Here is an 11,197-nt window from a genome sequence, read left to right as displayed (position 1 = left end):
CGCAACGATTGCGCGACTGAAGCAAACGGCACCGTAAAAGTCTTGGTGCGGCCATCCGCCTCGGTCACCGTTACGTCGAGGTTGCCGCCGTAGCCAGTCGCATACAGGTCGTTGATTTCGAACGGACCCGGCGACACGCTGGTTTCATAGATCACCTGTCCGTTCTGACGAACCGTCACGCGCGCATTCGATTCCGCCGTGCCGCGCACCACCGGGGCGTAGCCACGCAGCGATTCGGGCAGCATGCGGTCGTCCGTGGCGATCTGCGCACCACGGAACTGCACGCTGTCGAACACGTCACCGGTCGTATAGCCGTCGCCCAACGTCACTTGCGATTTCAACGCGGCAACGTCGTGCTGCACGTAGGTCGCGATGTTGTCGAAATGCGTGCCCTGACCAGTCTGCTGCGTGACCGACGATTGATGACGGAAATGCCACGCGCCGATATTCACGCCGGCGTTCAAGCCAAGATAGCTTTGCGTCGACTCCATGCCCGAGCCAGCGGTGTGATAGGTGTTCGCGTTGTAACTCACGAAGCCCGCGTTCACACCGGTTTGCCACATGTCCGGCGGCACATAGCCGCGCGCGGCGTTGCGCATGTATTTCTGCGGAATGCTCAGCACGAGCTTCTGTTCCGAGAAGTCGAAGTCGACAGTAGCGTCCGGTACAGTTGCGGCAAGGTCGACGCATGCGTCGGTATTGGCGGCAGCGGCGTCGTCAGACTGTTTGCCGGAGGTCACGTCAGCGCTTGCGCCTGCCTCAGTCGACGCAGGCGCCGGCAGCTTCACGCCCGTATCCGCACCAACCTTGGCGAAATCGACACCCAGCGTTTCCAGCATCTGACGACTGAAGCACGCGCGCGCGCTCTGACCGTCACGCGTGGCCACGAAACGCACATCCTGACGCGCCACGCGAAGGTCGTTGACCCAGAGGTCGACCGTATACACACCCGGCTGTACTGCATTACCACGCGCGAAACGCTCAACGTCCACCGTTTGCTTCGGGTCGGTACGCAAAAACGTCGTATCGAACTGAACGGCTGCGACGGTATCGCTGCTTTCTGTTGCGCTCACGCTCGTCGACTGGACGCCGCCCAGCACCGCGAACACCGACATGACAACCGCGGTGACGGGGTTCAGGCCGAACGAACCAGAACCTTCACTGGTGCGAGTACACGGCTGATGACGAGGTGAGAGTTTCATGATCTAAATGAGTTCCAATGTCCAGCAACAGGCGTGCGTCGTCGTTGTGCGTTGCCTGTGCAACGCACGCCATGTGCTCGAAAGGGGTTAAGCAATAGGGCGGGAGGCTGCCGCCGGAGCGGCCAGTTGCTGCGCTCTATTGGCCGAGTGTCGCGTCGCCACTAAGGGCGCCGCCGTAATCGCTAATTGCGGTGTAGTGAACCTTGGCGCCCGCCGGCACGCCATTCATCCTGGCTACCGGCAAGACCACCGAAGCGCGCGGCGCAACCATGCCGCCCTGTTCGTTCTTGAACGTGTGACCGCCGCTTTCGATATCGACTTCGCTAAACGAAACGTAGTACGCCGTCGGATTCGATACGCTCACCGCCTGGCCCTTGCCATCCGGCGAGGCAGCAATCTTCCAGCTCAATTGCGCGGGTGCTTCTTCCGGCTTGCCCGGCAGTTTGGCTGGGCGCACGAACACCTTGATACGGGTGCGATAGGCCAGTTGCAGCGAATTCGCGTCAGCGGCCGCGTCGGCTTTCGGCGGAATATCCAGCACGTTCAGCCAGTAGACCGATTCGCGATCTTGCGGCAGCGCTTCGCCGCTGTACATCACACGCAGCGTCTGCGCTTTCTTCGGATCCATCCGGAAGATCGGCGGCGTAATCACGAACGGCACTTTGACGTCACCAGGTTTTGCATCGGCATTGCCGTCGTCCATCCATACCTGTACGAGCGACGGATTGTGGCTGTCGTTATCCAGCTTCACAGTGACTTCGCGTTGCTCGAGCGGATACACCACTCGCGTACCGCCGATCGTCACGCTTGCATGTGCGCTGCCTGCTAGCAACGCACATGCAAAACCGATTCCCATCGTCATTTTTCCGAGCAACTTCATCTCAACACCTTTGAAAGTAATCTTGAAATAAGGCCGTAAAAAAGGCGTTCGCCCAAACGAACGCCCCGGTCATCGCTTACTGATACTGCATCGTGTATTGCACCGACGTGCTCACTGCGCCCGGCGTTGCCTTGCCCGTGGCGTAGTACTGCGCGAAGTACTTCATATTCGCCGCGCCGCCGCTGATCGTTGCGCCGTTACCGGCGATGTCGTTGTTCAAACCGGTCGTGATATTGATCGGTTGGAGCGAGGCGTTCAACAGACGCACTTCGACGTTCGACGCCGGGCCCGAAGCGGCCTGGTTGGTCAGATAGCCGGTGCCCTGGTCGACGGTCGGACCGTTTTCAAAGGCCGCGATCGCCTTGGTGGCCGTGCCCGAGCAGCCGCTCAGTGCGAGCGTCATGTCGGTCGGGCTCGACGTACCGGCAACTGCGCCTTGCGCGGCGAGCGTACCTGCGGAAACCGTCGGCAGGATAACTGCCAGGTTAGCCGGGGCGCCCGATGCCGTACCGTTGATCGAACACGTGGTATCCGAGACCGTGCCGGTGAACGTGATCGTGCCGTCCGCCGCGTGGGCGCCGAACGATGCGAGGCCCAACAGACCGCCGGTTGCGATCGCGATTGCGGGGAGGATTGATTTCATGTTTGCTGCTCCAGTGAGTAAATAAAATAATTGGATCAACGACGAATCGATATTCAGTAAGACTCGCCATTTGCCCCTGGGCGCTCCAATGTTCTACGCCGGGAAAATGGCGGTCTTTGCTTCGAACTATTGGCCTCTCGTTCAGGCGCAAAACAATATTAAAATTCGGCGCGACGTAAGTACGTAGGACGATTCCTATTTGATTGAGAATTACCCTACGAGAAGTGAGATATTCCTGACGGATGGATTTTTTACAGGGACTGGGAATAGGACTTTTCTTAAAATTCCTGGCATAAGGTCGATTTCAGACCACACGGCGCACGCAAAAAACCCGCCGCACCGTTGCCGGTGCGGCGGGTTTTATCGAAACGCGTGGGCGCGCTAAGCGCCGCTGGCTTCGTTCAACGTCAGATGCTTTGTCTCCGGTGCCCAAGCAATCGAGACAACCATGCCGATCAGCAAAACAGCCGCAAGCACCATCATGGTCGCGTGAAAGCCTAGATGGACGATCCCAAGTGGCAGAAGGAAAGTGCCGACGGCCGAACCAAGACGGCTACACGCGATCGCAAGCCCGACACCGCAGGCGCGCACCTCGGTTGGAAAACACTCCGGCGGAAACACGCCGACCAGATTAGAGAATGCAGACATTGTGAGCGTGAAGATTGCGAAGGCAACGATCATCGCCAGCGTTGCGGACTCCGGCAGCACACTCAACGCGACCAGCGACAAGCACGTTACGGCGAACGAGCCGATGAGGAACGCGCGACGCGAGAGTTTGATGGTGAGCCAGATACCGATCAGCGCGCCAAGCACGAGAAAACCGTTCAGCAGAAAGTCCGCGCCCGAGCCGTCGTTCAGATGAATGGCCTTGAGGATCGTAGGCAGGAACGTGTAAATCGCGAAGTACGGAATCACGAGGCACACAAAGAACGCGCAATTGAAGATCGTCCGGCGAATCAGGTCCCTTCTGAAAAGCCGCGCAAAACCGGTATGCCCGTGAGCCGTGTGGCCATCATTGCCGCCGTCGAGCGTCACGTTGGGACCGAAGTACTTGAGCACGATCGCCTTGGCTTCGGCGACACGCCCCTTGCCGTACAACCAGCGCGGCGACTCAGGCGTACCCATGCGGAGTAACAGCACGATCAACGCCGGCATACCCGCCGACGCCAGCAACCATCTCCATGCGTCAGGAGAAGCATCGGCGTATTGCATGCCGAGCACGTTCGCCACAACATAGCCGACCGTCCACACAACGCTGAATGAACCGAGCAAGGTGCCGCGATGTTTGCGCGGCGAAAATTCAGCGAGGATCGCGTGACCCACTGCAAAATCGCCGCCCATGCCGAAGCCAATCAGTACCCGCAACAAGCACAATTCCGCAGGCGACTTCACATAGAACTGCGCGAACGCCGCCGCCGTGATGATCAGAAAGCTCAGCAGAAAAATCTTCTGCCGCCCGAGGCGATCGGACAACCAGCCGAACACGAGGCTGCCCACGAAAATGCCCATCAGCGCTGAACTGCCGATCATGCCCATCCAGAACGCGTCGAGCGGCATCTGCCGATTCAGTGAGGCCAGTGCATAGCCGATCGTGCCGAGCGCGAAACCCTCGGTAAAGTGCGCGCCGAACGTCAATCCGGCAATCTTGACGTGAAACGCGTTAAGCGGAACGTCGTCGAGAGGAATGGAGCCGCGCGCGGGTGCCGCCGCAGCGGGTGATAAAGCAGAGGCGAGGCCGAGAGTGGCCGTCTGCATGTCCTGATTGCTCACGCTGTCTCCTTCATTGTGTAGTCCACCCGACGCGTCCGGCATGTTGCCAGTGCGTCGGCGAGTTGCGTCGTTTGCGTTTTCGCGCGTGCGTTTGCGTTTGTGTCCGCGGTAGCGCCGCCGGCGAAGGGCTGCCTTTTGTGGCATACAGCGACAGGCAGACGCACGCACGTGGCGGCGAGCACGGTATAAAGATCAGCGGCCGAGTCCGCCCATCATCATGTACTTCAGTTCGGTGTATTCATCGAGGCCGTACTTCGAGCCTTCGCGGCCGAGGCCTGATTGTTTGACGCCACCGAACGGCGCGACTTCCGTCGACAGAATTCCTTCGTTGATGCCGACCATGCCGCTTTCCAACGCATCGGCCACGCGCCATGCGCGAGCCAGATCGCGTGTGTAGAAGTACGCGGAGAGGCCGAACGGTGTGTCGTTGGCCGCGGCGATAGCTTCGTCTTCGGACTGGAAGCGGAAGCAAGCGGCCACCGGACCGAAGGTTTCTTCCGAAGCAATCAGCATCGACTTCGAGGCATCGGTCAGTACGGTCGGCTCATAGAACGTGCCGCCAAGCGCATGCGGTTTGCCGCCGGTGAGGATCTTCGCGCCCTTCCGCAGCGCGTCGGCGACATGCGTTTCCACCTTCTTCAGCGCCGCCTGATTGATCAGCGGACCTTGCTCGACCTCACCTTGCAGTGCATTGCCAACCCGCATCTCCCGCACGGCTTTCGTCAGCGCCAGCGTGAACGCTTCGTAGATATCGTCCTGCACGTAGAAGCGATTCACGCACACACAGGTTTGGCCCGTGTTGCGAAACTTCGAGGCCATCGCGCCTTGCACGGCCGCGTCAAGATCCGCGTCGTCGAACACAATGAATGGCGCGTTGCCGCCGAGTTCGAGCGACAGCTTTTTCAGCGTATCCGCCGACTGCTTCGCGAGCAGTTTGCCAACACGCGTCGATCCGGTGAACGACAGTTTGCGCACCACCTCCGATTCAGTCAGCACCCCGCCAATCGCGACCGCATCGCCGGAGACGATGTTGAACACCCCGGGCGGAATGCCAGCCTTCTCTGCCAGAACCGCCAAAGCCAAGGCGGACAACGGCGTTTCTTCCGAAGGCTTGAGCACCATCGTGCAGCCCGCCGCGAGCGCCGGTCCAGCCTTGCGCGTGATCATCGCGAGCGGAAAGTTCCACGGCGTGATCGCCGCGACCACGCCGACCGGTTCGCGCGTCACGATGATCTTCGCGTTCGGATTCGGGCTCGGGATCACGTCGCCATAACTGCGCTTGGCTTCCTCGGCGAACCATTCGAGAAAGCTTGCCGCATAGCCGACTTCACCACGCGCTTCGGCGAGCGGTTTGCCTTGCTCCATCGTCAGCAGTTCGGCAAGCGCGTCGCGGTTCTGGAGCATCAATTCACCCCAGCGTTTGACGCGCGCGCCGCGTTCCTTTGCTGTGATCGCGCGCCATGCCGGAAAGGCGCGTTCGGCGGCTGCAACGGCCCGCGTCGTTTCCGCCGCACCGCCTTTGGCAACCTGCGCGATGACGTCGCCGGTGGCGGGGTTGCAAACGGCATACGTGCTCGCGCTTTCGTACCACTCGCCGCCAATGTAATGCCCTGTGCGGAGAAACTCGTTCATGCTGCCTTCTCCAGGTTCTCGACGAACACGCCTTGTGCAAGCCGCGACTCACGCGCGATGCGTTTTCCTGCGGTGTAGTCGTTGATCAGATCGCACGGCGTGTAATTGCGTTCGAGCTCGAACAGTTCGTCGGCAGAGAGCGTCGTGCCGAGCGCGGCCAGCGCACTATCGAATTGCGCGGGCGTATCCGCGCCGACCAGCATGCTCGCAACACCGCCATGATTCAGCACCCACGCCTGCGCGATCTGCGCCGCCGAAACACCTCGCCGCGCCGCCACACGCGCCACCGAGGCAGCAATCTCGCGCGACGCCGTATCGCCGTACATTTGTGCGGTGAAGAAGTCGGTCTGGTTGCGCATGGAGCTTGCGTCGCAGGTCAGCAGGCCGCGAGCCAGCGGGCTGAACACGGAAACACCGACACCCTGATCCTGGCAGTACGGAATCATCTCGCGCTCTTCCTCGCGATAAGCGAGGTTCAATTGCAACTGCATGTTGATCGGCTTGTGCCAGCCATTGCGCTCGCAGACCTGCATGATCTTCGCGAACTGCCACGTGTACATCGTCGATACGCCGATATAGCGAGCCTTGCCCGCGCACACGATATCGTTCAACGCACCCATCGTTTCTTCGACTGGCGTATTCACGTCGAAGAAATGCAGCATGTAGATATCGACGTAGTCCATTCCGAGGCGGGTCAGCGACGCGTCGATGCCGTCCATGATGTGCTTGCGAGAATGGCCGCCGGCGTTCTGATACGCACCCATGTCGTAGCCGACCTTGGTCGTCACGACAATTTCCTCACGGCGCGCGATGCGTTTCAGAATACGGCCTACCACTTCTTCACCCACGCCGATCGAGTAGAAATCGGCAAGGTCGATGAAATTGACGCCGGCTTCAAGCGCATGACGCACGATCGGCTCGCTTTGCGTTTCGTCGAAAATCCACGGCTTCCATTGCGGTGTGCCCATGTTCATCGTGCCGAGGCACAGACGCGATACCTTCAGGCCCGATTGGCCGAGGCGGATGTATTCCATGGTGCTGTCTCCTTCCTGATCGAATCGAGTTGCGTACGCGGCTGCGCCGGCCCCATGGCGCGCGAACCGCGTTACGCGTGATTAACGTTGTTTCGGGGTGTAGAACGGATTCGATACATCGCGCGCCGCGGCGAACACTTCGTCGCGATGCGGAAGGCCCTTCATCGCCGCGAGGATCGCGTTCTTGCACGCGCGATAGTTGTTCTCGAAGACAGCGTCGAGATCGTCGGTGCCCGGGTTGACCCAGTTCGCCGACACCACCACCCAATCGTCTTCCGCTTCAGGCGGCAGCGTGCCGTTCTCCAGCGACTCGGCCACCGCCTTGGCGATGCCGGCCTGCGAGGCGCCCCACGTCGCGTTGCCGTGGAAGTCGCTGCCGATCTGCGCCTTGTTCACGTACAGCGTCAACGGCTTGGTCGGCACGCCCGGTCTCGCGATCACGACGAACGGCGCATGTCCCGCGGAAGGCGTCGCCAATGCGGTGGCAAAGGCCTGCCCTGCCGGACCGTTACGCGGGCCGACTAGTACGTTGATGTGCGCGAGGTTGACGCCGGGGCCTTCGAATCCTTCGCCGATAAAGAGTTGTTTGTCCGTCGATACGCTCATGGTCTTTCCGTCGAGGGTGAGTGGATGACCGATTGTGCTGTCCGGTCTTCGCGACCATGTATCGATGAGTTTTGATCCGGGGTATGAGGCGAACTCATCTCCGGGTTTGCCCCGGGGCGCATGAAGTGGGCATATGAGGTGGTGCCTCAGGTGGCGTATGAGAGGCGCATTTGGTTGCGTATGAGGTGGCGCATTTGATGGCATACCACGTCGCGCACACGCGCAGACTCAAAGGTGAGCGTTTTCGGGACCCGCGATTTCGAACCTCGAATCGATGCGAAAGGTGAACACGCCTGCGGGCCGCTCACGCACCAGCAGCGCGAGCTTCGGCAGCCAGGCAAAGTCCGTGGAAAAGGCAGCGTGAGAACCGGCCGACGGATTCCGCGATTCTTCGGATAGCCTGGGAACGCCCGCCAGCAAAGGCTGATGCGGGTTTCGAGGAAGGTTGTGCAGCCACGAGGTACAGCAGAGGTGATCGCGCAGCAAGGTGCGTCATTCAACAAAACCAGGCTCACCGAAATAACGAATCCTGGCGCGCGGCAGTTGGAGAAATCCGCGACGCGTGTTGCAGGCTCACGCGAAAGGTGAGCGTTTTCGGGACCCGCTCAGCGGTGCGAGAAAAACCCGGCGCAACTTCACTTTGGAAAACCCGGCGCGATGCGAGCGCAAGCGCCATGCACGAAAGGGCTTCAGACTTCGATCAGAAAGCGCTCGCGATTCTTGCCCGCGAGCCAGCCAGGCGAGCGGCCACGGCCGCTCCAGGTTTCGCCGGTTTTCGGATTACGGTACTTGGCTACAGAAGCCGTTTTGCGTCCCGTTGTACGTTTGCTGGTGAAACCCAGCTCTTCCGCCGTGAGGTCGTATTCGGCGACCTTCTGTTTGATCTCGGCGATCGCCTGTGCGATTTCTTTTTCGCGCGCCACCGCGACTTCCTTGTGGAGCTTTTCGAGCTGGGCAGTCAACTGTTTGTACGAGGCCATGACGGGTACTCCGATCGATTTGACGAACTTGCAGTGCGGACGCCCCGGAGGAAGTCACCTGGGGGCGACACTATCAGACAAAAAAAGTGCCGGATAGAGCGGCCTACCCCGGGTGCGCCCGCATAGGGCGACCTGCACAGAACGGCCTGCGACTAACCGCCGTCCACGGTTACCCGCTCACCTGCCGTCGCCAACGCACTCAATCGTCAATTGCATCGTACACGCGGCGTTCGAAATCGAGCGACATTGGAAATGGTTCGACAGCACGCCGCTGAATCAGCATGAGACCAATCAGGTCTTCCACCGGATCGGCGAACCAGCTTGTGCCATATGCACCCGGCCAGCCGAACGACCCCATTGACCGATAACCGAGCGGCAACTGCTGCGCAGGATCGTCGACGATGGACAAGCCGAGGCCAAATCCCTGGCCCGCCCACAGCACATGACCGAACGCCGGCACGCGGCGCTGGTCGCGGGTCAGAAAATTCGAGCGCATCAGATCGACCGAGCGATGCGACAGCAAGCGTGTCGAACCGACGCGTCCACGCCCTAACAACAGTTGCGCGAACTGCAGATAGTCCTGCGCCGTCGAGACAAGGCCGCCACCCCCGCTCTGGAACCGGTCGGGATTCGCCCAGCGGCTCGCCGACGGATGATCTTCGACCACCCGCCGCCCGGTTCCCGGCTCGACGCCATAAGCCGTCGCCAAACGCGTGAGTTGCGCGTCGGGCACCCAGAACGCCGTGTCGCGCATGCCAAGCGGTTCGAAGATCCGCGTGCGGAAGAAGTCGCCGAGCCGCATGCCGCTTACGCGCTCGATCAACACACCGAGGACGTCGGTCGCGATACCGTAGTGCCAGCGCGAGCCGGGCTGAAACATCAACGGCAAGCCCGCTATCCGCCTCAGCCACGCGCTGGCATCCCCATGCGCTTCAATGCCGTTGAAGGCCGCCGCATACGCCTCGGCCAACGGACCGGTGGCGGTGAAGTGATAAGCAAAGCCGGCGCGATGGGTGAGCAGATCGAGTATGGTAAGCGGCGCTCTGACCGGATCGGTTTCGTCGAGCGGGCCGGTGGGATCGCGCAGCACGACCGGAGCAGCCAGCTCCGGCAGCCACGAGGAGATCGGCGTGTCGAGTGCGAGCCGATCCTCTTCAATCAGCATCAGGATCGCCGCACTCGTAACCGGTTTGGTCATCGACGCGATGCGAAACAGCGTCTCGCGCTCCATGGGCAATTGCGCGGCTTCGTCGCGCAAGCCGAGGGGCTCGAAATAGCCGATTTCACCGCGCCGCCAGACCAGCGAAACGGCGCCCGCCACCTCGCCGCGTTCCACATAGCCTTGCATGGCGTTCGTGAGCGCCGTCAGGCGGGTCGCCGATAGTCCTGCTGGGTGCATGCTCCTCCTGGGTCCTTCGGCGTTACGTTCCCTTATTCTTGCAGAAAACGTTACCTGATCAGACGGTACACGTCATCATCCGCCCCCGCGGACAATCACGCTTTCTGCCGGTTCTCCAATGCCGAGAGGGCGGCATTGAGGCGTTTGACCCGGCTGGCCTGCGCCGGCACCAGTCCCGCCCCGGACACCGATGCGATGCGATTGCGCCAATAGGACAGCGGGATACGGTCTTCAGCGGAGATATGCGAGATTACATGCTCAAGATGCTCGATATCTTTTTCGAGTTGACGGTGATTCATTGTTTTCCCCGGAATTACTCATTGAACCCGTTTAAAAAGCATAAAACGTGCCGCAATTACCTCATCCACCCGCTCAAGCGGAAAATCTTTCTTAAGTCGTTAATCCGGCCCGTCGTGATCCGGCAAAATCTGCGTATATGTTTTATCTTTGAGCCGGCCAGTTAAGGATACTGCGAAGATTCTTCGCGTTCCGTTAGGTGCCGCACCGACTCAGCTTAATGGAGAAACCGGAGCGCTTCGTTATTGGCGCAAACGGTATAAGCAATACTCTGGGAACAGCCAGATAAATATCCAATGCGCATCTTAACCGTTTCGGCAATACGCATTAGAGGCAGATATTTATGACGGCCATATGCATATTGCACGAGGTCACGGTCGGTTTTAGCCCGTTCAAACGGGATCTGCGTTGAGTGAAACACACGCCGTCACAGCCACGCGGCGAGATAAAGGAAGAACATAGTCAATCCGTTTCGCCAGCCATTGGCTGGCGTAACGTCATTTCGCCCGGCAGGCGTATATCAGACTGAACGTGCCGTTGTCGCTGGACTGGCGCACGACGTCGAACGCGCCGCCACACGCTGCGCTTGCCTGCTGCGTGCAGGAGTCGGAGCCTTCCCGGCATTGAACCAGCGTAGTCGGGCGGCCGTCCGACAGAAACAGCGGTGCGCTGCTGCTGCAACCGCTCAACAGGGCGACGGCGGGAAGCGCCAGCGCGGCACAGGTCCGGCGCGCGAAAGAGGAGAGATTGCGTT

At 60.3% G+C, this 11,197-nt stretch carries 11 protein-coding genes; all 11 read right to left on the bottom strand.

The window, feature by feature from the left end; translation table 11 throughout:
- A partial coding sequence (locus tag VFE81_RS00355; protein ID WP_325042689.1) for a fimbria/pilus outer membrane usher protein occupies positions 1–1,202 on the bottom strand: 1,202 nt, incomplete at its 3' end.
- 136 nt (positions 1,203–1,338) lie between these two features.
- Positions 1,339–2,058 carry a fimbria/pilus periplasmic chaperone gene (locus VFE81_RS00350; protein ID WP_414695531.1) on the bottom strand — a complete coding sequence of 240 codons (720 nt, stop codon included), beginning with the start codon at positions 2,056–2,058 and terminating at the stop codon, positions 1,339–1,341.
- Between the two features lie 100 nt (positions 2,059–2,158).
- Positions 2,159–2,725, bottom strand: a complete 567-nt coding sequence (locus tag VFE81_RS00345; protein WP_325042687.1) for a fimbrial protein — start codon at positions 2,723–2,725, stop codon at positions 2,159–2,161.
- Between the two features lie 381 nt (positions 2,726–3,106).
- A complete protein-coding gene (locus tag VFE81_RS00340) occupies positions 3,107–4,495 on the bottom strand; it encodes an MFS transporter (RefSeq protein WP_325042686.1) in 1,389 nt (462 codons plus the stop codon).
- A 192-nt stretch (positions 4,496–4,687) separates the two neighbouring features.
- On the bottom strand, positions 4,688–6,127 hold the full coding sequence (locus tag VFE81_RS00335; protein ID WP_325042685.1) for an NAD-dependent succinate-semialdehyde dehydrogenase: 1,440 nt from the start codon (positions 6,125–6,127) through the stop codon (positions 4,688–4,690).
- On the bottom strand, positions 6,124–7,161 hold the full coding sequence (locus tag VFE81_RS00330) for an aldo/keto reductase (protein WP_325042684.1): 1,038 nt from the start codon (positions 7,159–7,161) through the stop codon (positions 6,124–6,126). Before VFE81_RS00330 ends, VFE81_RS00335 begins: the two co-directional genes overlap by 4 nt.
- 81 nt (positions 7,162–7,242) lie before the next feature.
- Entirely contained in the window at positions 7,243–7,767 is a 525-nt protein-coding gene (fae, locus tag VFE81_RS00325; protein ID WP_325042683.1) for a formaldehyde-activating enzyme, read from the bottom strand.
- Positions 7,768–8,456: 689 nt separating this feature from the next.
- Positions 8,457–8,747 (bottom strand): H-NS histone family protein, encoded by a 291-nt coding sequence (locus VFE81_RS00320; protein WP_325042682.1) that lies wholly within the window; start codon positions 8,745–8,747, stop codon positions 8,457–8,459.
- Between the two features lie 199 nt (positions 8,748–8,946).
- Positions 8,947–10,146: a serine hydrolase domain-containing protein gene (locus tag VFE81_RS00315; RefSeq protein ID WP_325042681.1), complete on the bottom strand. Its 1,200-nt coding sequence runs from the start codon at positions 10,144–10,146 to the stop codon at positions 8,947–8,949.
- Between the two features lie 95 nt (positions 10,147–10,241).
- Complete coding sequence (locus VFE81_RS00310) at positions 10,242–10,445, bottom strand: hypothetical protein (RefSeq protein WP_325042680.1); 204 nt, start codon at positions 10,443–10,445, stop codon at positions 10,242–10,244.
- Positions 10,446–10,940: 495 nt separating this feature from the next.
- Positions 10,941–11,197 (bottom strand): hypothetical protein (locus VFE81_RS00305; protein WP_325042679.1); only part of this gene is annotated, 257 nt, incomplete at its 5' end.

Source organism: Paraburkholderia sp., assembly GCF_035656215.1.
Lineage (GTDB): Bacteria > Pseudomonadota > Gammaproteobacteria > Burkholderiales > Burkholderiaceae > Paraburkholderia.
Note: the sequence above shows the minus strand (reverse complement) of the source record. Positions and strands in the feature narration are given on the sequence as shown.

Excerpts from the sequence above, each read along its gene's own strand:
- VFE81_RS00350 (WP_414695531.1), bottom strand. The coding sequence starts at position 2,058 with ATGGGAATCGGTTTTGCATGTGCGTTGCTAGCAGGCAGCGCACATGCA.
- VFE81_RS00345 (WP_325042687.1), bottom strand. The coding sequence starts at position 2,725 with ATGAAATCAATCCTCCCCGCAATCGCGATCGCAACCGGCGGTCTGTTG.
- VFE81_RS00335 (WP_325042685.1), bottom strand. The coding sequence starts at position 6,127 with ATGAACGAGTTTCTCCGCACAGGGCATTACATTGGCGGCGAGTGGTAC.
- VFE81_RS00330 (WP_325042684.1), bottom strand. The coding sequence starts at position 7,161 with ATGGAATACATCCGCCTCGGCCAATCGGGCCTGAAGGTATCGCGTCTG.
- fae (WP_325042683.1), bottom strand. The coding sequence starts at position 7,767 with ATGAGCGTATCGACGGACAAACAACTCTTTATCGGCGAAGGATTCGAA.
- VFE81_RS00320 (WP_325042682.1), bottom strand. The coding sequence starts at position 8,747 with ATGGCCTCGTACAAACAGTTGACTGCCCAGCTCGAAAAGCTCCACAAG.
- VFE81_RS00315 (WP_325042681.1), bottom strand. The coding sequence starts at position 10,146 with ATGCACCCAGCAGGACTATCGGCGACCCGCCTGACGGCGCTCACGAAC.
- VFE81_RS00310 (WP_325042680.1), bottom strand. The coding sequence starts at position 10,445 with ATGAATCACCGTCAACTCGAAAAAGATATCGAGCATCTTGAGCATGTA.